24 protein-coding genes and 1 pseudogene are annotated in these 19758 nt (G+C 70.1%); 12 read left to right on the top strand and 13 right to left on the bottom strand.

The features are described 5' to 3' along the window. Positions 1–13 precede the first annotated feature (13 nt). Positions 14–658: a TetR/AcrR family transcriptional regulator gene (locus tag ACIQPT_RS08595; protein WP_401153993.1), complete on the top strand. Its 645-nt coding sequence runs from the start codon at positions 14–16 to the stop codon at positions 656–658. Here the strand turns inward: ACIQPT_RS08595 and ACIQPT_RS08590 are convergent. Both ACIQPT_RS08590 and ACIQPT_RS08585 read right to left on the bottom strand, forming a co-directional pair. Then, on the bottom strand, positions 655–1500 hold the full coding sequence (locus ACIQPT_RS08590; protein ID WP_401153991.1) for a MaoC/PaaZ C-terminal domain-containing protein: 846 nt from the start codon (positions 1498–1500) through the stop codon (positions 655–657). The two genes, ACIQPT_RS08595 and ACIQPT_RS08590, sit on opposite strands and share 4 nt — an antisense overlap. A gap of 5 nt (positions 1501–1505) precedes the next feature. Continuing rightward, complete coding sequence (locus tag ACIQPT_RS08585; RefSeq protein ID WP_401153988.1) at positions 1506–2828, bottom strand: 3-oxoacyl-ACP reductase; 1323 nt, start codon at positions 2826–2828, stop codon at positions 1506–1508. Positions 2829–2937: 109 nt separating this feature from the next. On the opposite strand from ACIQPT_RS08585, the gene ACIQPT_RS08580 reads away from it, so the two are divergent. Together ACIQPT_RS08580 and ACIQPT_RS08575 are read left to right on the top strand one after the other, a co-directional pair. Next, complete coding sequence (locus ACIQPT_RS08580; RefSeq protein ID WP_401153985.1) at positions 2938–4224, top strand: acetyl-CoA C-acetyltransferase; 1287 nt, start codon at positions 2938–2940, stop codon at positions 4222–4224. A gap of 83 nt (positions 4225–4307) precedes the next feature. Next, complete coding sequence (locus tag ACIQPT_RS08575; protein ID WP_401153982.1) at positions 4308–6239, top strand: AMP-dependent synthetase/ligase; 1932 nt, start codon at positions 4308–4310, stop codon at positions 6237–6239. A gap of 89 nt (positions 6240–6328) precedes the next feature. Here ACIQPT_RS08575 and ACIQPT_RS08570 read toward each other — a convergent pair whose 3' ends face one another. After that, the gene (locus ACIQPT_RS08570) at positions 6329–6937 is read right to left on the bottom strand and encodes a hypothetical protein (RefSeq protein ID WP_401153980.1); all 609 of its coding nucleotides are present in this window, start codon (positions 6935–6937) and stop codon (positions 6329–6331) included. 146 nt (positions 6938–7083) lie between these two features. Continuing rightward, entirely contained in the window at positions 7084–7344 is a 261-nt protein-coding gene (locus ACIQPT_RS08565; RefSeq protein ID WP_401153977.1) for a type II toxin-antitoxin system prevent-host-death family antitoxin, read from the bottom strand. A gap of 227 nt (positions 7345–7571) precedes the next feature. Here ACIQPT_RS08565 and ACIQPT_RS08560 point away from each other — a divergent pair, with 227 nt between their 5' ends. Continuing rightward, positions 7572–8453 carry an MOSC domain-containing protein gene (locus ACIQPT_RS08560; RefSeq protein ID WP_401153974.1) on the top strand — a complete coding sequence of 294 codons (882 nt, stop codon included), beginning with the start codon at positions 7572–7574 and terminating at the stop codon, positions 8451–8453. Positions 8454–8483: 30 nt separating this feature from the next. Here the strand turns inward: ACIQPT_RS08560 and ACIQPT_RS08555 are convergent, their stop codons facing one another. Next, entirely contained in the window at positions 8484–9116 is a 633-nt protein-coding gene (locus tag ACIQPT_RS08555; protein ID WP_401153971.1) for a TetR/AcrR family transcriptional regulator, read from the bottom strand. 62 nt (positions 9117–9178) lie between these two features. Here ACIQPT_RS08555 and ACIQPT_RS08550 point away from each other — a divergent pair, with 62 nt between their 5' ends. Next, entirely contained in the window at positions 9179–10369 is a 1191-nt protein-coding gene (locus tag ACIQPT_RS08550; protein WP_401153968.1) for a serine hydrolase domain-containing protein, read from the top strand. A gap of 152 nt (positions 10370–10521) precedes the next feature. After that, a complete protein-coding gene (locus ACIQPT_RS08545) occupies positions 10522–10788 on the top strand; it encodes a hypothetical protein (RefSeq protein ID WP_401153966.1) in 267 nt (88 codons plus the stop codon). A 352-nt stretch (positions 10789–11140) separates the two neighbouring features. Here ACIQPT_RS08545 and ACIQPT_RS08540 read toward each other — a convergent pair whose 3' ends face one another. The 4 genes from ACIQPT_RS08540 to ACIQPT_RS08525 all read right to left on the bottom strand — a co-directional run bounded on the left by ACIQPT_RS08540 (position 11141) and on the right by ACIQPT_RS08525 (position 12963). Then, positions 11141–11596, bottom strand: coding sequence for a VOC family protein (locus tag ACIQPT_RS08540; protein ID WP_401153964.1), 456 nt, complete (start codon positions 11594–11596; stop codon positions 11141–11143). A 91-nt stretch (positions 11597–11687) separates the two neighbouring features. Further along, positions 11688–12200 carry a hypothetical protein gene (locus tag ACIQPT_RS08535; RefSeq protein ID WP_401153963.1) on the bottom strand — a complete coding sequence of 171 codons (513 nt, stop codon included), beginning with the start codon at positions 12198–12200 and terminating at the stop codon, positions 11688–11690. Continuing rightward, complete coding sequence (locus tag ACIQPT_RS08530; RefSeq protein WP_401153960.1) at positions 12197–12544, bottom strand: hypothetical protein; 348 nt, start codon at positions 12542–12544, stop codon at positions 12197–12199. The genes ACIQPT_RS08535 and ACIQPT_RS08530 overlap by 4 nt, the downstream gene beginning before the upstream one ends. Further along, complete coding sequence (locus tag ACIQPT_RS08525) at positions 12541–12963, bottom strand: ATP-binding protein (RefSeq protein WP_401153958.1); 423 nt, start codon at positions 12961–12963, stop codon at positions 12541–12543. The genes ACIQPT_RS08530 and ACIQPT_RS08525 overlap by 4 nt, the downstream gene beginning before the upstream one ends. 194 nt (positions 12964–13157) lie before the next feature. Between ACIQPT_RS08525 and ACIQPT_RS08520 the strand changes: the two genes are divergently transcribed. The 3 genes from ACIQPT_RS08520 (at position 13158) to ACIQPT_RS08510 (ending at position 15125) form a co-directional block, all read left to right on the top strand. After that, a complete protein-coding gene (locus ACIQPT_RS08520; protein ID WP_401153955.1) occupies positions 13158–14012 on the top strand; it encodes a helix-turn-helix domain-containing protein in 855 nt (284 codons plus the stop codon). Next, on the top strand, positions 14009–14233 hold the full coding sequence (locus ACIQPT_RS08515) for a DUF397 domain-containing protein (protein ID WP_401153953.1): 225 nt from the start codon (positions 14009–14011) through the stop codon (positions 14231–14233). The genes ACIQPT_RS08520 and ACIQPT_RS08515 overlap by 4 nt, the downstream gene beginning before the upstream one ends. A 145-nt stretch (positions 14234–14378) precedes the next feature. Continuing rightward, positions 14379–15125 (top strand): phosphotransferase family protein, encoded by a 747-nt coding sequence (locus ACIQPT_RS08510; protein ID WP_401153950.1) that lies wholly within the window; start codon positions 14379–14381, stop codon positions 15123–15125. 89 nt (positions 15126–15214) lie between these two features. Here the strand turns inward: ACIQPT_RS08510 and ACIQPT_RS08505 are convergent, their stop codons facing one another. Genes ACIQPT_RS08505 through ACIQPT_RS08490 form a run of 4 tightly spaced genes read right to left on the bottom strand, consistent with a single transcriptional unit; the run spans position 15215 to position 17276 of the window. Continuing rightward, on the bottom strand, positions 15215–15517 hold the full coding sequence (locus ACIQPT_RS08505; protein ID WP_401153947.1) for a DUF6087 family protein: 303 nt from the start codon (positions 15515–15517) through the stop codon (positions 15215–15217). A gap of 55 nt (positions 15518–15572) precedes the next feature. Further along, positions 15573–16436, bottom strand: coding sequence for a helix-turn-helix domain-containing protein (locus ACIQPT_RS08500; RefSeq protein ID WP_401153944.1), 864 nt, complete (start codon positions 16434–16436; stop codon positions 15573–15575). Between the two features lie 10 nt (positions 16437–16446). Then, on the bottom strand, positions 16447–16965 hold the full coding sequence (locus ACIQPT_RS08495; protein WP_401153941.1) for a DUF6879 family protein: 519 nt from the start codon (positions 16963–16965) through the stop codon (positions 16447–16449). Next, the gene (locus tag ACIQPT_RS08490; protein WP_401153938.1) at positions 16965–17276 is read right to left on the bottom strand and encodes a hypothetical protein; all 312 of its coding nucleotides are present in this window, start codon (positions 17274–17276) and stop codon (positions 16965–16967) included. The genes ACIQPT_RS08495 and ACIQPT_RS08490 overlap by 1 nt, the downstream gene beginning before the upstream one ends. Positions 17277–17501: 225 nt before the next feature. On the opposite strand from ACIQPT_RS08490, the pseudogene ACIQPT_RS08485 reads away from it, so the two are divergent. The 3 genes and pseudogenes from ACIQPT_RS08485 to ACIQPT_RS08475 all read left to right on the top strand — a co-directional run. Then, positions 17502–18032 (top strand): annotated as a pseudogene (locus ACIQPT_RS08485) (adenylate cyclase); the annotation flags it as partial. Positions 18033–18096: 64 nt separating this feature from the next. Beyond that, positions 18097–19203: a radical SAM protein gene (locus ACIQPT_RS08480; protein ID WP_401153935.1), complete on the top strand. Its 1107-nt coding sequence runs from the start codon at positions 18097–18099 to the stop codon at positions 19201–19203. 111 nt (positions 19204–19314) lie between these two features. Beyond that, on the top strand, positions 19315–19611 hold the full coding sequence (locus ACIQPT_RS08475) for a DUF6924 domain-containing protein (protein ID WP_401153933.1): 297 nt from the start codon (positions 19315–19317) through the stop codon (positions 19609–19611). Positions 19612–19758: the final 147 nt, after the last annotated feature.

Genomic DNA, 19758 nt, shown 5'->3' with positions numbered 1-19758 from the left:
GAGGAAGCCGGACGTGGGTGCAGTGAAGAGCAAGCGGATGCCGCGCGCCGTACGCGAGCAGCAGATGATGGACGCCGCGGTGCAGACCTTCGGGCAGCGCGGCTACCGGGCCGCCTCGATGGACGAGATCGCGGAGCTGGCGGGCGTCTCCAAGCCGTTGGTCTACCTGTACCTGAATTCCAAGGAAGAGCTGTTCTCCGCCTGCATCCGCCGCGAGGCGCAGGCCCTGCTGGAGGCGGTCCAGGCAGGGGTCGAACCGGGGCTGCCCGCCGACGCCCAACTGTGGTCGGGGCTCCGGGCGTTCTTCCTCCACACCGCCGAGAACCCGGACGGCTGGTCGGTCCTGCACCGCCAGGCGCGCTCGCACGGGGAGCCGTTCGTCAGCGAGGTCGGCGGTATGCGGGACGAGATCGTCACGTTCGTGACCAGCCTGATCGGGGCCGCCGCCCGCGAGGCCCACAGCGACCCCGCACTCGCGGACCGGGACGTGGCGGGGCTCGCCCAGGCCCTGGTGGGGGCCGCGGAGTCGCTGGCGGGCTGGGCCAACGACACCCCGGACGTCTCGGCGAAGGAAGCCGCGGCGACCCTGATGAACTTCGCCTGGGCGGGCCTGGAGAACCTGATGCACGCCAAGCCCTGGACGCCCCCGGCGGCCTAGGCCTCCCGGGCCACCGACCCCACGAGGTGCACGCGCCCTTCGGGTCCCCGCAGCGCGAAGGCTTCGCCCGCCGGCCCGGCCGCGTACGTCACGGTGGCGGGCAGCAGGACGGGGGCCTTGAACTCGGCCCGTACGGAACGGATTCCGGCCGGATCACCGGCCTCGGCGAGGCAGCGGGCGACCGTCCACATGCCGTGCGCGATGGCGCGGGGGAAGCCGAACAGCCGGGCGGTCAGCGGGTGCAGGTGGATCGGGTTGCGGTCGCCGGAGACGGCTCCGTACCGCCGCCCCAGCTCCCCGGGCAGCCGCCATTCGGCGACGGCGGGCAGTTCCTCGGCGGCCGGGGCGGAAACTCGTGAAGAGGCCGCCCGTTCCGCCGCCGTCGTGGCCTGCCGGTGCCGGGACAGATAGCCGCTGCGCGACTCCCACACCAGCTCGCCGTCCACCCGTGCCTCGGTCGCCATCGTGACCTCGGTGCCGCGCCGGTGCGGCGTCAACCCATCGGCGTACACGGTCAGTTCGAGCGGTTCCGTCGACCGTACGACCCGGTGCGGGGTGATCTCGATCCAGGTGTGGACGAGCCCGACGACCGGCAGCGGGAAGGCGCGGCCGGTCATCAGCCGCATGGTGAGCGGGAACGCCAGCACATGCGGGTACGTGAGCGGCAGCGGCCCGGTCTCCGGGAACCCGCAGATCCGGGCGTACGCGGCGAGGGGCCCGGGCGCGACGGGCGCGGCCGGGCGGGTGAGGCGGCCCGGGGGCAGGGCGGCGTCCGGTCGCCCGGCCCGCTTGAAAGGCGACGTGACGGCCCCGCGCACGAGCGAGGCGCTGAGTGAGGTCATCGGTCTCACGCCCCCAGCAGGCTCTGGCCGCAGACGCGCAGCACCTGGCCGTTGACGGCGGTGGAGTCGGGCCCCGCGAACCAGGCGACGGCCTCGGCGACGTCGGCCGGAAGCCCGCCCTGGGAGAGGGAGTTCATCCGGCGGCCGGCCTCGCGGATGAAGAACGGCACGGCGGCGGTCATCTTCGTCTCGATGAACCCGGGGGCCACCGCGTTGACCGTGACGCCGTGCTCGGCGGCGGCGCGCGGGCCGAGCGAGCGGACGAGGCCGATGACACCGGCCTTGCTGGCCGCGTAGTTGGTCTGGCCGGTGTTGCCCGCGATGCCCGCGATGGAGGCGGTGGCGACGATCCGGCCGCCCCGGTTCAGCGCGCCCGAGGCGAGCAGCTCGTCGGTGGTGCGGAGCACGCTGTCGAGGTTGACGTCGATGACCTGGGCCCAGCGGTCGGCCGGCATGTTGGCGAGGCGGCGGTCGCGGGTGATGCCCGCGTTGTGGACGAGGACGTCGAGCCCGTCCGGTGCGGCGGCGGCGATGCGGGCCGCGGCGTCGGGCGCGGTGATGTCCAGCGGCAGCGCGGTGGCCCCGAGCCGGTCGGCGGTGCGCACCAGGTCGTCCTGGGCCTGGGGGACGTCCAGCACGATCACGTGGGCCCCGTCGCGGGCCAGCACCGAGGCGACGGACGCGCCGATGCCCCGGGCCGCCCCGGTGACCAGCGCGGTGCGGCCGGCGAGCGGGGCGGCCCGGTCGGCGACGGGGGCCGGCGCGGCGGCGGTCAGCTCGATCACCTGGCCGCTGACGTAGGCGGACCGGGGGGAGAGGAGGAAGCGGAGGGTGGACTCGGCGGCCGCCGGTTCGGCGTCGGCCGGGATCCGCACGAGCTGCGCGGTGGAGCCGCGCCCGATCTCCTTGCCCAGCGACCGGACGAAACCCTCCAACGCCTGCTGGGCAGCGGCCTGATGGTGGTCCTCGGAGGACGGGGGGGTGCCGAGGACGACGATCCGGCCACCGGGAGCCAGCGACCGTACAACAGGGTGAAGGGCCGCGTGCACTTCGGCGAGGCCCTGGGCGGAGGTGACCGCCGTGGCGTCCAGCACGATCCCGGCGGGCCGCACCGCCTGCGCCTCGACGGTCGGCCCGGTCGCGGCCAGCACCTTCGCCAGCCCGTCCGTGATCGCCGAGGCCCCGGCGGTCAGATGCAGCAGCGGCCCGTCCAGGCCCGGCGTCTCCAGGGTCCAGCGGCGCAGCGGGGCGGGCTGCGGCAGGCCGAGCCGCCGGGTGAGGAAGCGGCCGGGTGCTGTGCCGGTGAGGTGCAGATAGCGATCGGCCATTGTCCTGACTCCCTGCGCGGTCGTAGATTTACTCTTGAGTAAGGTTACTGAAGAGTCAGGAGCTGGTCGAGATGAACAATCCCGGACCGACCGAGACGAGATGGTCACGGTGACGAGCGCGCACCCCTCGATCCCCCTCGCCCTGCCGCAGCCGCGCCGCGTCGCGGTCATCGGCGGCAGCCGCACCCCCTTCGCCCGCTCCGACGGCCCGTACGCGACCGCCTCCAACCAGGACCTGCTGACGGCCGCGCTGGACGGCCTGGTGGAGCGGTACGGCCTGGCCGGCGACCGGGTCGGGACATTCGTCGCGGGCGCGGTCCTCAAGCACAGCCGCGACTTCAACCTGGCCCGCGAGACCGTCCTCGGCTCCGCGCTCGACCCGCGCACGCCCGCGTACGACATCCAGCAGGCCTGCGGCACGGGCCTCCAGGCGGTCATCGCCGCCGCGAACCAGATCGCGCTAGGGTCCGCCGACTCGGCGATCGCGGGCGGCTCCGACACCACCAGCGACGCCCCGCTCGGCGTCAACGACGAACTGCGCCGCATCCTGCTCGCCGCCCGCCGAGCGAAGACGACGGGTGCCCGCCTCAAGGCCCTGTCCGCCGTCCGCCCCCGCCACCTCGTCCCGGACATCCCGCGCAACGCCGAACCCCGCACCGGCCTGTCGATGGGCGAGCACGCCGCCGTCACCGCCCGCCGCTGGGCGGTGACCCGCGAGGACCAGGACCACCTGGCGGCGACGAGCCACCAGCGCCTGGCGGCGGCCTACGAACGGGGCTTCCTGGACGACCTGGTGGTCCCGTACCGGGGCCTGGACCGCGACCAGAACCTGCGCCCGGACTCGACGGCCGAGAAACTGGCCCGCCTGAAGCCGGTGTTCGGCACATCCGGCCCCAACCCCACCATGACGGCAGGCAATTCGACGCCGCTGACGGACGGGGCGGCGACGGTCCTGCTGGCGAGCGAGGAGTGGGCGGAGGAACGCGGCCTCGAACCACTCGCCTACCTCTCCCTGTACGAGACGGGCGCGGTGGACTACGTGGACGGCGAGGACGGCCTCCTCATGGCCCCGGCGTACGCGGTACCGCGCCTGCTGGAGCGGGCCGGGCTCGGCATCGAGGACTTCGACCTGTACGAGATCCACGAGGCGTTCGCCTCCCAGGTGCTGGCGACCCTCGCCGCCTGGGAGAAGCAGGGCCTGGCCCCGGTGGACCGGACCCGCCTGAACGTGGCCGGCTCCTCCCTGGCCACCGGCCATCCCTTCGCCGCGACGGGCGCGCGCATCGTCGCCACCCTGGCGAAGCTCCTCGCGGAGCGGGAGGGCCCGGGCCGGGGCCTGATCTCGATCTGCGCGGCGGGCGGCCAGGGGGTGACGGCGATTCTGGAGCGCCCGTAGGGCCTGTTGCAAGGAGCACCCCCTTTGCCGGACGGACGACCCGGCGAACCGACCCGCCCGACCCCCGAACCGAGGAGCCGCACGTGTCAACGCCACCTTCCGCCGCATCCGCATCCGCATCCGCTGTATCGCAGCCTGTCCTGATCGAGCCGACGAAGAGGCGCGGCCCCGACGGCAGGGTCCAGGAGGTCTCCGTACCGAAGTTCGCGCCGCAGGTCGGGCGAGGCTCTCTGGCGGAGATCCCGTTCGACAACGCGAGGGAGGCCCCTTCGGAACCGGTCCTCAGCCGCAAGGACGCCGAGGGTGCCTGGCAGGACGTGACGGCGGCCGAGTTCGCCGCCGAGGTGCAGGCGGTCGCCAAGGGCCTGATGGCGGAGGGACTGCGGGCGGGGGACCGGGTCGCGATCATGGCCCGGACGACGTACGAGTGGACGCTGCTGGACTTCGCGTCCTGGGCGGCCGGGCTGGTGACGGTCCCCATCTACCCCACCTCCTCCGCGTTCCAGGCCCGCTGGATCCTCCAGAACTCGGGCGCGGTGGCGTGCGCGGTGGAGACGAAGGAACAGGGCCGCATGATCAGCCAGGAGCGCAAGCAGCTCGGCGACCTGGCGCATCTGTGGCAGTTCGACACGGGGGCCATCGGCCACCTCAAGTCGCTCGGCAAGGACATCCCGGACGCGGCGGTGGCGGCCCGCCGGGCCACGCTGGAGCCGCACAGCCCGGCCACCCTGATCTACACCTCGGGCACCACGGGCCGCCCGAAGGGCTGCGTCCTGACCCACGGCAACTTCTTCGCCGAGGTGGACAACGCGATCGAACTGCTCCACCCGGTCTTCAAGTCGGTCTCGAAGGACCCGGCTTCGACTCTCCTCTTCCTCCCCCTCTCGCACGTGTTCGGCCGGATGGTGGCGATCGGCTGCATGCGGGCGAGAGTCCGCCTGGGCCACGCCCCGTCGATCCAGACGGAGGACCTCCTGGCCGACCTGGCCGGCTTCCGCCCGACCTTCCTCCTGGCCATCCCGTACGTCCTGGAGAAGGTCTACAACACGGGCCGGGCGACGGCCGAGAAGATGGGCCGGGCCTCGTCGTTCGACCGGGCGGCCCGCATTGCCCAGCGCTACGGCAAGGCGGTCGAGGCCGCCGAACACGGTACGGGCCCGGGCCCGGGCTTCGGCCTGCGCGCGGCCCGGGCCCTGTACGACCCGCTGGTCTACCGCCGTATCCGGGCGGCGCTCGGCGGACGGGTCCGGTACGTGATCTGCGGCGGATCCCCGCTGGGCCGCCGGCTCGCCGCGTTCTACGAGGGCGCGGGCATCGGCATCTTCGAGGGCTACGGCCTCACCGAGACGACGGCCGCCCACACGGTGACCCCGCCCCTCAAACCCCGCCTGGGCACGGTGGGTTGGCCGCTGCCCGGGACCTCGGTGCGCATCGCGGACGACGGCGAGGTGCTGCTGAAGGGCGGCCAGGTCTTCCGGGGCTACTGGGACGGCGAACGGGCGGAGGTGACCCCGGCGCTGCTGCCGGACGACTGGTTTCCCACGGGCGACCTGGGCGCGCTGGACGAGGACGGCTACCTGACGATCACGGGCCGCAAGAAGGACATCATCATCACGTCGGGCGGCAAGAACGTCACCCCGGCCCCGCTGGAGGACTGGCTGCGCGCCCACCCCCTGGTCAGCCAGTGCATGGTCGTCGGCGACAACCGCTCGTTCATCACCGCCCTGATCACCCTGGAGCCGGACGGCCTCCAGCACTGGCGTCAGATGACCAAGAAGCAGGACATCCCGATGCGGGACCTGGTCCACGACGAGGACCTGCGTACGTCGCTGCAACGCGCGGTGGACGAGGCCAACCGCCTGGTCTCGCGGGCGGAGTCGATCCGTAAGTTCACGGTCCTGCCGGTGGACTTCACGGAGGAGAGCGGCCACCTGACGCCGTCGCTGAAGCTGAAGCGGGACGCGATCGCGCGGGACTTCACGGGGGAGATCGAGGCGCTGTACCGGAAGGGGTGAGGGAGGGGCGGGGGCCGGTCTCACCGCAAGGGGCGGCCCCCGCCCCCGCTCCCGCTCCCGCCCCCACTCCGGGGCGTGGGCGGGACCGGTCAGGCCGCCTGGAGGACGTCGCAGGAGCAGTGGCGGAATTCCAGGCCGAGTTCCCGGTCCACGGCCGCGCTCGAACGCGTGGCGGCTTCGGTGACCTTCTCCCAGGAGCCGTACTTCAGGTAGAGCTGGTCAGCCGTCGGGCCGAGCGGGTTCCCGTACTTCTTCTGGTTGCGTGCCTCCAGCTCCGCGACCTGTTCCGGGGTCATTCCGGCGCGGACGACGTCCTTGGCGTCGTTGCGCATCTGGACCAGGGTGCGGGCGATGTCCTCCTCCGAGCGTCCTTCGGCGCGCATGGCGCACTCCGTGCGTTCCATGTCCTCGAGGAGGTCGTGATAGCGCATCCGCTGATCGCGGGCGACCTCGCGCTGCTGCGGCGTCTCGCTCCGGATCAGGCACACGACCGGTTCCGGACTGGTGCAGTCACCGTGATCCGGGGCGGCCTGCGAGACGGGCGCGACGACGACCGAACCGCAACCGGTGGACGACGCGCACGGGTGGGCGGTGTGCTCGGCGGCAGAGGCGGCCTGCAGGGGAAGAAAGACGACTTGGGCGACCAGCAGTGTGGGAACCACACGGCGGGCCAGCGAACGCAGACTGTTCCGTGACATGCGCTCATGGTTCGGCACGCCACGACGAGCCCGAAGCATGGCGAGGCCGGACCACCCCTGCGGGCGGCCGACTCCACTCCGCCGGGTGAAGCAGGGCCGGACATGCTGCGGCGGGTGCCCTCTTCACAGGCCGTCGGGCAGCAGACTCACGAGCCCATTCCCTTGAGCGTGTCTTCGATCTCATCGTCGGTGAGATCAGGCAGGCCCAGGTCGGGGAGGCGCAGGGCACCCATGGGGTCGGTGGGGCAGGGAGGGACGTCGTCGTCACCGATAGGCACGACGCGCGCGACGGCGGTGCCGTTCTTGGTGACGGTGACGGTGACGGTGACGGTGACGGTCTCGCCGCGTGCTGCCGCTGCAAGGATCTGTGACGATCGCTGGTTGAACTCGCGGGCCGTGGTCTCCATGTACTCCATGGTGCTACTGCGCACTGCGCGGTACTACTGCGTACTGCGCGCGCAGAACGGTGATCCCTGCCTGCTGATGCCTGGCAGCCTGCCCTGGGCCTGGCGGTGGTCGCGTCGAGGTATGGCGTAAAACCCGTCGAGCATGATCGGCCCAGCCTGGCACCCTGGCGGTAGGGCCCGACGGCAGAAGTTCCGTGGGCAGGCGACCTCACGAAGGAGCGGGCCGGATGGCGACCGTCGTTGATCTGATCACTTACCCCATCAAGGGCTGCGCGGGAACGTCCGTGGACGGTGGCGCGTACCTCACGCCGGCGGGACTCGCGCACGACCGCAGCTTCATGGTCGTCAGCGTCGACGGGGTCTTCCGCACCCAGCGCCGCGATCCCCGTCTCGCGCTGGTCCGGTCCACCGTCAGCGCCGACGGCAGCAGGCTCACGCTGGCATCGGCGGAGCCGGACAGTGGCCACGGCGCGCTGCACCTCGACGTCACCACCTCCGCACCCCGGCGCGACGTCGACCTGTTCGGCGCGACGTACCAGGGCATCGACCAGGGCGAGGAGGCCGCCGAGTGGCTCACGGACCTCCTCGGCGCCCCGAGCCGTCTGGTCCGCGTACCGCCGGAGCACGACCGGAAAACCGACGGCCTGACCCCCGGCACCTCCGGTTACGCCGACAGCAGCGCCGTCCACCTGCTCTCCCGCGCCTCCCTCGCCCACCTGCACACGCGGATGGCCGAGCGTGGCGCCCCGCCACTGGCCATGGACCGCTTCCGCCCGAACATCGTCATCGACAGTCCCCCCGAAGGAGCCCACGGCGAGCACGGGGAGGACTGGGCGGCGGAGCCCCACGCCGAGGACCGGATCCGCCGCATGACCATCGGCGCGGCCGAACTGGGCTACACCAAGCTCGCCGTGCGCTGCGCGGTCACCCTGGTCGACCAGGAGGCCGGGGCCAGGGGCGGGCCGGAGCCGCTGCGGACGCTCGCGGGCTACCGGCGCTTCTCGGCGGGCGGGGTGGTGTTCGGCGCGAAGTTCTCCGTGGTGCGGCCGGGGAAGCTGTCGGTGGGCGACGAAGTGGCCGTAGAGGAGTGGGGCGACGCGGAGCGCTGACGCCCCCGCCCGAGTCCGTGCGGGGTTCCGCTACCTGCGCCGTACGCGTCGGCACGTCCCGGTGAACACGTGGCAGATCTGCTCCTCCAGAGCGGCGAGAACGGCCGACTCCGGCGTGCCGCCCGGGTCGATGTGCGTGTGCAGCGCGAGCCCTTCCGCGAACGCGACGATGCGCAGGGCCTGTTCGGCGGCATCGACACCCTCGGCGACCTCGCCGCACTCCGTGCCGTTGGCGATGGCCCGGGCGACGCGCGCGCGGACCCCCGCGAGGGTCTCCCGCTGCACGGTGGCGAGGCGGACGTTGTGGGCGGCCTGGCCCGAGAAGGCGAGCCGGACCAGGAACTCGGCCCGACGGGCGTCGTCGAGCGGAATCAGCTCGGCCAACGCCTGCCGCAGCATGTCGGCGATGGTGCGGCCCTCGGCCTCGCCCCGGTTCACCGACGCGTCGACGCGCGCGGTGAACCGCTCGTTGACGCGGGTGAACGTCGCCAGCAGCATCTCGTCCTTCGCCGTGAAGTAGTGCTGCACCAGCCCCACGGACATGCCCGCTTCGGCGGCGGTCCGGGCGACGGTCACCGTGGTGAGGCCGTCCCGCACGATCAGCCGCTGGACGGCGTCACTGATCTGCCCGTGGCGGGCGTCATGGTCGGCGACTCTCGGCATGGAGGGACGGTATCGCGTGCTATAACCGTATGGCTATATTGCTACCGGAGAGGGAGTCTGCGATGTTCCATCGACGCTCAACCTGCCTCTTAGGCCTGGCACTTGCTCTCACCCTGCTCTCGTCCGGCACGGCCGCCGCAGGCCGACCGGCCGACCGAGGCGTAGCAGCAGCCGAGAGCCGCCCCGACCCCGCCCTGCGGGCCCTGGCCGAGAAGGTGGTGGCCGCCCCGAACCCCAACCCCGGCGCCTTCCTCCTCGCCCGTGAGGGCGCACAGGTCCGCTCCGGCGCGGCCGGCGTCGCCGACCGGTCCACCGGCACACCGATGCGGCCGGACCTGAAATTCCGCGCCGGGAGCCTCACCAAGACCTTCACCGCGACGGTCGTCCTGCAACTCGTCGCCGAACACCGCCTGCGACTCGACGACACCGTGGACGAGCTACTGCCCGACCAGGTCCGCGCCGACAACGCCCTGTCCGGCGCACCCATCACCGTCCGCCAGCTGCTCAACCACACGAGCGGGCTGAACGACTACATCGACGGGCTGATCCCGCACTTCCGCGGTCTCGACCAGTACTGGCCCCGCGACCAGCTGATCGCCATCGGCCTGGACGAGCCCCGGTACTTCCCCACTCCCGGCACCCGGTTCCGGTACTCCAACACCAACTACCTGCTGCTCGACCTGATCGTCGAACGGGTCACCGACCGCGACCTGCGCACCAACCTCGAACGCCGCGTCTTCACGCCCCTCGGGCTGCGTGACACCTCCTACCCCCTGGCGCAGCGCACGATCGACGGCCCTCATGCGCGCGGCTACACGGACGTCTCGTTCCTGCTGCCGGACGCACCCGACGCCACCCGGTTCGACATCACCGGGTTCAGCCCGTCCGAGGCCGGGGCGTCGGGCGCCCTGGTCACCACGGCGGCCGACCTCGCGCACTTCTACCGAGCGCTGCTGCAAGGCCGGCTGCTGCCGCCCGCCCTCCTGCGCTCCATGCTCACCGACACCGTCCCCACGACCGGCAGCGCCCCGCCCGCCGTCGGCTACGGCCTGGGCGTGTACGTCTACGCCACCGACTGCGGCCCGGCGTACGGCCACGGCGGCACCGCGCCCGGCTATCTCACCTTCGCTCTCAACAGCCGCGACGGCCGCGAACAGCTCGTCGCCCACACCAACTGGAGCCCGCTCGCCGACACGGCGATCGACGAGGACTTCTGGTCCGCCTTCCAGCGGGGCTATTGCGGCCGCGCTTGACGGCCGGGGCCCGGGAATCGCGGGCAACTTCCCTCAGGGAATGCTCAAATGAATTTGATCATCCGGTCAAGATCGTTAGTGTTCATTCTGCTCAATCGACCACCATCATGCTCTGCCCATGGGGGAGCACCACAGGAAGCCGAGGTTGCGGAATGGATGCTCTGACCGTTCTGGCGTTGGCCGGGTTCGGATCCACCGCGTATCTCACCACCCTCTCGACCGTGAAATGGCTGAACCAGCAGGCCTCGGGTATGAAGGTCGCGGGCCTGGTTGTGGTCGGCATGGTTCTGTGCGCGCTTATCGGGACGATCGCGAACGCGAGCCAGAGCGTCGCGATCGGGTTCATCGTGGGTGGCGTAATTACTCCGCCCGTACACCGGTGGATCCTGCAACGGCCCAGGCCCGTCGCCAGTTTCTGACCTTTCGGCGAACTCACGGCTCCGTCGTCGTTGTCGATGACCGTACGGCTCACTCGAAGAACTTCGGGCTCCACCCCGTGTCCGAGTTCGGCCCCGGGACGTTGGCGCGCGAGTACGTCGTGCACGGGGATCGATGAGGACTTCTGGGCCGCGTTTCACCGGGGGTATTGCGGCCGCGCTTGCCGGCCGGGGTCCCGGGGATCCAGTCCGCCGCCCCCGGGCCGTGATCGTGTCGCCGGGCCGGACCGGCCCCGGACCGGACCAGCGGCACCATCATGACCTGGGGGCGCTGTGAGGCCCCCCGCCCGTCCCGGACAAGGGCCGCCCAGGCACTCAACCCTCGCAACGCCCCTCAGACGACGTCGAATTCGTTGCCCTCGGGGTCCTGCATGGCGGCGGCGTAGAACCCCATATCCGGCTCGTCCTTGATCCGCACCACAGTGGCGCCGGCTGCGACCAGCCGTTCCGCCGTGGCCCTGACCCGCTGCGCGCGGACGTCCAGCGGGACGTCACGGCCCCCGCCGACCTTCAGGTCGAAGTGCCACCGGTTCTTGGTCGTCTTCGGCTCCGGAACCTGCTGGAACCACACTCTCGGCCCACGTCCCGCGGGATCGATGATCGACTCGGGAATGTCCCCGGCACCGGCCGGCAACTCCGCCTCGGGCACCCCCGCCGCCGCCCAGTAAGCGCGCCACGTGGCGTGCCCGCCCGGCGGGGGCTCAGGCACGTAGCCCAGAGCCTCGGCCCAGAAAGTCACCATTCTCTGCGGATCGGAACAGTCGATCGTCAGCTGCACGGTCATCTCCATGCGCGGAGCATCCCAGGCAGGTCTGACAGGCGATCCGCCCGGGACAACGACGGGACGGCGCGAACCGAACTACAGAATGGACGGCGGCTGTTCAGAACTGGAGCGCGCGAATCAGGTGTCGCGCGGTACGGGCGTCGATCGAGCCCAGCTCCAGGATGTGCGAAGCGTTCTCCCGTACGGATACGGAGAGGGTGCCGCCACCCGTGGCCTGCTGGAAGGCCTGGCCGAGCATGGCCCTCACGGCGTCGGCGTCGGTGTCCGACTGTTCGGTGGCCGGAGGCACCGCACCCAGGAGCCGGGCCAGCCGTGCCGCGTCGTCGACCTGGACGGGCCCCAGCGCGATGCGGCCCTGCCGGACGCGCAGCCCGGGAAGGTCGACCCGGTACCCCTCGCAGATCTCCCGCAGGGCGCGGGCGGCCTTGAGGGCGCGCTTGGTCCCGGTACGGATCAGGCGGGCCAACTGCCGTGCGTCGGCCGGGTCGAGAGGCGCGACCCGTACGAGGCTCCCCGCCTCGGCATCTGCGACTCCCGCGCGCAGCCCTGCCTCGCTGAGTGCGGCTCGCAGCTCCGCCGAGGGTGACGGCGGCGTGGACATGTCGTTCATCCGTGGCTCCTGAGTGGCGGGTCGGTCGGTAACAGAGGAAGGGCGGAGACCGGGTACGCGGTCCAGCGCCAGTTCCCGTCGGAGGTCGGCAGTTCGTACGCGTAGCCCTGGCCGCGACGCAGGCTCTGAACGGCGGCCTCGGCACCCCGGTGGTCGCCGAGCCAGGCCCAGGCTCGGTGGAAGGCGTCGCGGTCGAGCCTGGGCGTCAGCCATCGCACGGCTTCGCGCATCCAGGCCACGGCCGGGCCCGGCGCGGTGGTGACCAGGTCGTCCAGAGGCCCTGCGGCCTGTGCATGGTCGACGTCCGCGTGACACCAATAGGTGCGTGGCAGCGCCCTGTTCATGTGGCGTACGCGGGTGTCGTGGCGCTGATGTCGGCCCAGACGTCCTTGCCGTCCTGCCGCATCACCGTGCCGCACTGCGCCGCGAGCGCGGCGATCAGGAGCACTCCGCGCCCACTCTCCTCGCTCCACTTGGGATCGCGACGCTCGGGCGGCTTGGTGTCGGAGTCGCTGACGGTGACGCGCACGCCGTCCGGCCTACGCCGCAGGGTGATGGTGCAGAGCGGTGCCCCGGTGTGCCGCATGACGTTGGTGAGCAGCTCATGGGCGCAGAGCGTGGCGGCGTCGCTCAGTTCCCGCAGATCCCAGAGGTCGAGGTGCGCACTGACGATGCGGCGCATGATCGCGAGCGTCTCGGGGCGGGCGACGAGTTCCTGGCGGTAGTCGGGCGGGTCCGCTTCGGTGGCGGGGGTGATGACCATCGGTTCCTCCGGAACGAAATGAGTAGTGCGCCGCCGATCAACAGCTTGTGGTCGATCAGGCGCTTTCGGTCACGGAAAGGATGGTGTCGCGCGAAGCATCGCTTAGGCAAGTATTCCTTCACGATGTCATCCGAGAGGGTGCAAGTTTCTGAAGTGTGTTGTGCCTGGGTGAACTTGGCCGTCAGGATGACGGCATGGCTCAGAGCGACATGCCCACGATGCGGAGCCGCCGACTCGGCGGAGAGCTGCGACAGCTACGACTGAATGCCGGCCTCAAGGTCCAGGACGCGGCGGAGGCGCTGGAGTGCGGGCAGCCGAAGATCAGCCAGATCGAGAACGGCAAGCGAGGCATTCGCCCACTCGACCTGACGACCCTCCTCAACCTCTACGGAGTGGAGGAGGAGCGGCAGCGAACCAGCCTGAAGCGTCTGGCGAAGGAGATCCATAAGGTCGACTGGTGGAGCGGGCAGGGGCCCTTCCTTCACGACGTCCTGAAGGACTACCTGATGCTGGAGGCGGACTCGCAAGCGGTCCGCACGTTCGAACCGATGGTCATCCCGGGGCTGCTCCAGACCAAGGCGTACATGCGCCACCTGTACGAAGTCGCGTCACCGGCCGACCAGGTGGAATCCCTCGTCGAGACCCGTATGAAGCGCAAGGAGTTGCTCGACGACAGGCTTGGTTTCAGGCTCCGGGCCGTCATCGACGCCCCCGCACTGCACCGCATCGGGGGCGGGCCGGACCTGGTTGCCGGGCAGCTGAGCCACCTGCTGGAGGCAGGCTCGTCGTCGAACGTCAGCATTCAGGTATTGCCGCTGAACTCCGCCCTTCCGATGGAGCAGTACGCCCCATTCACCGTCTTCGGGCTGCAGGCCGATCCGCCGGTGGAAGTGGTGTGGTTGGAGCACATCACCGGTGGTACGTTGCTGGAGCAGCGGCCCGATGTGCAGGCGTACATCAAGGCGTGGGACGAATTGACCGCTGCCGCTCTGTCACCCACCGCATCCCGGCAGTACATTCGCGACCTCATCGAGGAAACCAGATCATGATCGAGGAATCGGCCTTCCGAGTTCCGGAGACCGAGCTTGAACGTGCACGCTGGCACAAGAGCACGTACAGCGGGTCGAACAACGGCTGCGTCGAGCACTCCGTCCTGGCCTCCGGCCGCCACGCGGTCCGCGACACCAAGGACCGCACCCTCGGCGCGCACACCTTCGGCCCCGAGCAGTGGCGGGCCTTCGTCGCCGCCGTACAGGGCGGCTCCCTCTAGAACTCCTGGGCAAGTCGGTGGGCGTGGCCTGGTCGGAGGTCGGTGTCGTGTACGAGGCCGCCGGGTAGCGGAACGCGGCCGGCCACCTGAGCGCACGCGATAAACCCGGCGACGTCCGCGACCGTCGCCGGGATACTCGTCGTCCATGGATGAGGTTCAAGTCGTTGTCGCCCATTCCGAGCGTGCGACCCTGCGCGTCGGCGACATGTTCCTGAAGGTGGATGCCGATCAGGCACGTATCGACGTCGAGGTCGAGGCGATGTCCCTCGCGCCGGTCCCGACCCCGGAGGTCCTGTGGCGCAAGCCGCCCGTGCTCGCGATCGCCGCAGTCCCGGGGACGACGCTCGCGCGCCTCGGCGGGCCGTCTACCGGGTCGTCGGCGGCGTGGGCCGCGGCGGGCGCCGCCATCCGGAAGCTGCACGACGCGCCGCTGCCGCCCCGGCCCGGCCGGGCCGGCCGGAGCACTACCGCGCTGGCGGCGGAACTCGACGGCGAGTGCGAGGTGCTCGTGGCGAACGGCGTCCTGCCCGCCGACCTGGTCACCCGCAATCGCCAGGTCGCCGAGGCCGCGCTCCGGCCGTGGACTCCGGCGTTCACGCACGGCGACCTGCAGATCGCGCACGTCTTCGTCGACGGCGACGAGGTCACGGGCATCATCGACTGGTCCGAGGCGGGCCGGGGTGATGCCCTGTACGACCTCGCAACCTTCACGCTCGGACACGAGGAGCACCTCGACGACGTCCTCGCCGGCTATGGCGGTGACGTCGACCTCGAAGTGATCCGCGCGTGGTGGGCGGCGCGGAGTCTGCTGGCAGTTCGCTGGCTGATCGAGCACGGCTTCGACCCGTTCGCGCCGGGCTGTGAGGTCGACGTGCTGAGATCCCGGATGTGAGGCTGCGCGGGCACGGCTGTTACGAATGCCGTATCGCGAGCTGCCGGGCTCGTGTGGCTTTCCGGCCTCTGGCAGGCAGACCATGCGGATCATTCACCCGGTCGTGGCTTACGGTGCCTGCCCCGGCCTGCCCTCAGCGGCTGAGCCTGCGGCGCCGTCACGCTTGGCGGTTCCTCGGCGCGCGGGTGTAGGAGGCGTTGGGCCTCCGCGAGGTTGGCCGCGGTGCTGTGCGGTTCCCAGGCGTACCCGTTCCAGCGCTGGATGGCGCGAGGAGTGTCCGGGTTGAGGTGGGAGCCCTTGGGGCCGTCGCCGGTCACGAGCGGCACAGCCCGGAGCCGGCCGATCTTCGCGTCCCGGCGCTCCGCCCAGTGAGACAGCGGCTCGTCGTCCATTGTGCTTCCTTGCGCTCCGGAGGCTTTGGTTCCAGCAGGGTAGTGCGGCCCCGTCTCAGCGATATCCGGGTCGGTCGAGTGCGTTCAGCGCGGCCGTGATCAATGTGCGGGCAGCCGTGCCATGCACGGCGCATTCTGCCAGTTCGGAGAAGGTCGCAGCGTAGGAAGCCACCTCACTCGGAGCCGTAACGGTCAGGTAGCCCGAAACCAGTTCGACGTTGACCTGCGCGGCGTCGTAGATCCAGAAGCCTTCCACCGGCCAGCGCTCACGGTCCGGAGTGGACGGGACGATGCCGATGCTCACGTTGGGCAGCGAACCCGCGGCGATCAGCGCCGCCAATTGACCGGTCATGACCTGCGTTCCGCCCACACCGGCCCGCAGTACGGATTCCTCCACCAGGAAGGCGAAGCGGCGGTTGCCCTGGTGCAGTACGCGCTGACGATCGATGCGTGCGTCCACGGCCTCGGCGACGTCGTCCACGAGACCGCGCCTTCGTTGGACGGCCTCAAGGACTGCCGTGGTGTAGGAGCGCGTCTGGAGAAGGCCGGGTACGAGCCAGGAGGAGTACGAGCGGAAGCGTTGCGTGCGCTCGTACAAGGGAAGGCGATTCACCTGGGCTTGGCGGAGGCCTGAGCGTTCCATGCGCCGCCACTCGGTCCACATGCCTTCCGCGGCTCGGAGCGAGGCGATCAGATCACCTGCTCTGTCCCGCGCTCCGCACGCACCGCACCAAGCCGTGATGTCCTCGGCCGTCGGCGGGGTGCGGGCGTTCTCGAGGCGGGAGGACTTCGACGGGTGCCAGCCGCAGCGACGTGCGAGCTCGCGGCCGGTCAAGCCCGCCTCGCGCCGGAGTTCGGCGAGGCGGTTCGCAAGCTCTTGCCGGGCTTGTTGGGCGCGGGAATAGGGGGAGAGGGGCATGCGTCCATACTCAGGCGGGCCGGTACCCCTCATGCGGTATCGCTCGCAACCATGCGGCGTCGTAGGCGTGCGCGTACCGCTCTGCCGCCTGTGCGTCGTCGCAGACTTCCATTCCCGGGCCCGTCCACTGCCCCTCGCCGCTGAAGTGGTGCAGGATCAGAAGGTGGCCGTCCATGACCCAGCCGTCTAGGGCCGGGAGCAGGAGGTCGCGAGCGGCGGACCGGGGCAGCCAGCGCACGTCCTCACCCGCCGCGACGTTGGTGAACGTTCCGTCGTACTCGTACCGCGTGTAGTCGCTGAGAGGTTCGGAAACGACGCGCAACCGGCGCATCACCACACCGCGTGCGGTGGCGGCGGCCACCACGTCGAGCCAGGGGCGCCACCAGGAAGCCCGGTCGGCGGGGTCGTCACGGTGACCCTGCTGCCAGCGGACGAAGTTCGGGTCGTCCCGCATGTAACTGTCGCGCATTTCGAGGTGCTTGGCCGTGTAGCGCGCCTTGCCCAGTGCCTTGCGAACGGCTGTTGCCACTACTGTCCTTCGTTGAACGTGTTTGCCGTGAAGGCGCTGGCGGTGCCTGGCGGCGACGGCGTGATTGCTGATGTGTTCCCGGTGCGGGGGATGAACTGCAGCATGTTGGCCGGCAGCCGGATGACCGTTTCGTGGTCCGGTACATCGGTGGAGTGCCCGGGAACCGAACCGACTTCCTGCGCCGCCCGGACGGTCTCCTCGTCCGCCTTCCAGGACTGGATGATCAGGTCGCCGGTTGTTTCCTCCAACCAGATGGTGGGAGATCCGTCGTCGGGAGTGTTGGGCCAGATCCCGAGGAATCGTAAAGCCATGCTGTTCTCCTTCGAGGAGTGTTCGGCTCGGTGTGACTGAGCGTCGCTCGTTGGTCCTTACTGGGTCAAGGGAGCCATTGACGGTTCATCATCGACTGGCGAAGTCGGCTGCAATCCCGTGCAATCCAGTGGCCGACGCTCCCATCAGCCGTCTAGCTTCAACTCCGGGCCGGCTCGGGAAAGCCGGCGCAGTGAACCCTGTTCCAGCAGATCAGCGGGAGATCCGTGCCGGTTGTCGAGTACGAAGCGAAGTATCTGGAGGTCGACCCCGCCGCCATGGCGGCGCGGATTGCTGCCGCCGGTGGTGAGCACAGAGGAGGTCGGCTGATGCGTCGGTATGTCTATGACACCGTGCCCCCGCTGGAGGGACGATGGGTGCGGCTTCGGGACGACGGGGCGGCTACGACCCTGTGTGTCAAGGAGGTCATCTCCGACGCGATCGACGGGACCAGCGAGACAGAGATCGCAGTCGGGGACTTCGAGACTGCTCACGCGCTGCTGGGGCGCATGGGAATCCAACACCGCTCGTACCAGGAGAACCACCGGGACTCCTGGGTTCTGGGCGGGGTGAGGCTGGAGATCGACTCATGGCCGCTCATCCCTTCGTACCTGGAGATCGAGGGCGACACAGCGGAGGCCGTCCAGGTTGCTGCGACACGGCTCTCCATCGATATGTCGGAGTTGACCAGCGAGAACACGACCAAAGTATTCGGCCGATACGGAATCGATCTGGAAGGCATTTCTGACCTGCGGTTCCCCCAAGGAGTGATGGGGACAGGAGGCGACCGGCCCTGGGCCGGTCCGTCGTGGAGGTGGATCGATGAACCAGCACGACCTGCCCGTCCCGGTGACCGTCGTGGCTGACAGCACTATGAGAGTCAAGGTCATCGACGCGTGCGGGCTCGCCTGCACTTTCTGCCACAACGAGGGCACGCCTGTCGCTTCGGACAACCGCTCGCGGTCGGCTCCGCAGTTCACGGGAACTCCTGGCCGGACCGGCAGGGTGTCCCTCTACCTTTCCACGAACGGAGCGGGCTTCCTGCCCGAGACGATCAAGGCCGACCCGGACTTTGCCCAGGCTCTGGCCGCCATGCGGGGAAGCATGGCCTTGGACGAGGTCCATCTGACCGGCGGCGAGCCCACCCTGCACCCCGACCTCCCTGGGCTGATCAGGATTGCCCGTCGCCTGGGTCTGCGAGTGGGCGTCACATCCAACGGGGAGAATGGTGCGGACGTGCTGCCCGCGTGCGCGGCGGAAGGCCTCGACCGGATCAACCTCAGCGTGTTCGGTACCACTCCTCAAGAATTGGCCGCTGTCCAGGCTGATCGGTTGAACTCCGTCGGCCTTGCTCAGCGGAAGCTTGATGCCCTGCGCTCCACCGTCGACGCCGCCGTGCGCTGTGGCGTGAAGGTGTCCGCCAACATCGTGGTCCCGGACATTACCCACGTGGACCGGGTGCTGCGCATCGTGGAGGACTTCGGAAGGGACGTGGTCGTACGGATGCTGGTGTCGCTCGAGGACGGCGGTCGTTCCCTCGCCGCCATGCAGGAGGTGGTGAACACCTTGGGGGCTGTTCCTGAACGGCGCATCATCACGGCGGGGACTTCCGACCAGCGCACTCGCTATCGGCTTCCCGGAGGGCGCGAACTATATGCGAAGAGCATCCGGCCAGTACGACTTCCCGACACCTGCGTCGACTGCCGCTTCAACAATGACCGCGACTGCCAGGAGGGGTTCTACGGAGTCCGGCTTTACCGGGCTGCAGCCGGGCCGTTCATGGTGGGCGTATGCATTCAGCGCATGGACCTCTGCGTCTCGCTCGGACGCTTCGTCATGAGTCAGCTCTGCCGTGAGGTCACCACTTTCCGTGAACAGGAGATGGCGCGCCTCACCGGGCTCTCCACCGCTCCCGGCTCGGTGCTGTAGGAGAGCATGACTCTGTCAGCGGTGGGTGAGAGGGGCCGTGCGACAGGACCGAATCCGTCCGGGGAGCAGATGGTGAAAGCGTTGCCGGAGATCATCAGGTCCGATGAGTGGGTGCCTCTCGTCATCCGGACCGACTACACCGACGACGCCGCATGGCGTGCGGTCGTCCTTGACCCGATGTACTACCAGGAGCTCATCGACGCTCCGCCGCCCCGCGAGGTGCGTGTCGTGCCGGACGCCGTCCACATGGTCCACGGGAACCTCCAGCTCGCGAACGTGGACATTCCGGAGTTCGCCGAGGACGCCGCCGCCGATCCGGACGGGGTCGTACGGGACGTGGTGACCGCCCCGGCGGCCCTGCGGGCTGAGACGACCGGCCGCAGTCACACCGTCGGGCCGCCTCGGTAGCGGCGCTTGTCGAGGAGAACCTCCATGTCCAGGCCGCCGTCCCTGGCGATGTCACACAGCTCGTGCAGGGCCTGCAGGCGGCGGTCGCGGTCGCGCTCGGCTGTCTCGCGTTGCCCGGGGGCTGCCAGATTCCGCTCTGTCGACGAG

It is taken from the genome of Streptomyces sp. NPDC091289 (assembly GCF_044757365.1).
Taxonomy (GTDB): Bacteria; Actinomycetota; Actinomycetes; order Streptomycetales; family Streptomycetaceae; genus Streptomyces.
The sequence above is the reverse complement of the archived record's forward strand: the minus strand, read 5'-3'. Positions and strand labels throughout refer to the sequence as shown.

Coding starts and splice junctions, on each gene's coding strand:
- ACIQPT_RS08540 (WP_401153964.1), bottom strand. CDS start 11,596: ATGGAGATGACCGTGCAGCTGACGATCGACTGTTCCGATCCGCAGAGA.
- ACIQPT_RS08585 (WP_401153988.1), bottom strand. CDS start 2,828: ATGGCCGATCGCTATCTGCACCTCACCGGCACAGCACCCGGCCGCTTC.
- ACIQPT_RS08560 (WP_401153974.1), top strand. CDS start 7,572: ATGGCGACCGTCGTTGATCTGATCACTTACCCCATCAAGGGCTGCGCG.
- ACIQPT_RS08590 (WP_401153991.1), bottom strand. CDS start 1,500: ATGACCTCACTCAGCGCCTCGCTCGTGCGCGGGGCCGTCACGTCGCCT.
- ACIQPT_RS08480 (WP_401153935.1), top strand. CDS start 18,097: ATGAACCAGCACGACCTGCCCGTCCCGGTGACCGTCGTGGCTGACAGC.
- ACIQPT_RS08535 (WP_401153963.1), bottom strand. CDS start 12,200: ATGAACGACATGTCCACGCCGCCGTCACCCTCGGCGGAGCTGCGAGCC.
- ACIQPT_RS08570 (WP_401153980.1), bottom strand. CDS start 6,937: ATGTCACGGAACAGTCTGCGTTCGCTGGCCCGCCGTGTGGTTCCCACA.
- ACIQPT_RS08555 (WP_401153971.1), bottom strand. CDS start 9,116: ATGCCGAGAGTCGCCGACCATGACGCCCGCCACGGGCAGATCAGTGAC.
- ACIQPT_RS08565 (WP_401153977.1), bottom strand. CDS start 7,344: ATGGAGACCACGGCCCGCGAGTTCAACCAGCGATCGTCACAGATCCTT.
- ACIQPT_RS08550 (WP_401153968.1), top strand. CDS start 9,179: ATGTTCCATCGACGCTCAACCTGCCTCTTAGGCCTGGCACTTGCTCTC.
- ACIQPT_RS08500 (WP_401153944.1), bottom strand. CDS start 16,436: ATGCCCCTCTCCCCCTATTCCCGCGCCCAACAAGCCCGGCAAGAGCTT.
- ACIQPT_RS08545 (WP_401153966.1), top strand. CDS start 10,522: ATGGATGCTCTGACCGTTCTGGCGTTGGCCGGGTTCGGATCCACCGCG.
- ACIQPT_RS08530 (WP_401153960.1), bottom strand. CDS start 12,544: ATGAACAGGGCGCTGCCACGCACCTATTGGTGTCACGCGGACGTCGAC.
- ACIQPT_RS08490 (WP_401153938.1), bottom strand. CDS start 17,276: ATGGCTTTACGATTCCTCGGGATCTGGCCCAACACTCCCGACGACGGA.
- ACIQPT_RS08505 (WP_401153947.1), bottom strand. CDS start 15,517: ATGGACGACGAGCCGCTGTCTCACTGGGCGGAGCGCCGGGACGCGAAG.
- ACIQPT_RS08510 (WP_401153950.1), top strand. CDS start 14,379: ATGGATGAGGTTCAAGTCGTTGTCGCCCATTCCGAGCGTGCGACCCTG.
- ACIQPT_RS08515 (WP_401153953.1), top strand. CDS start 14,009: ATGATCGAGGAATCGGCCTTCCGAGTTCCGGAGACCGAGCTTGAACGT.
- ACIQPT_RS08520 (WP_401153955.1), top strand. CDS start 13,158: ATGGCTCAGAGCGACATGCCCACGATGCGGAGCCGCCGACTCGGCGGA.
- ACIQPT_RS08525 (WP_401153958.1), bottom strand. CDS start 12,963: ATGGTCATCACCCCCGCCACCGAAGCGGACCCGCCCGACTACCGCCAG.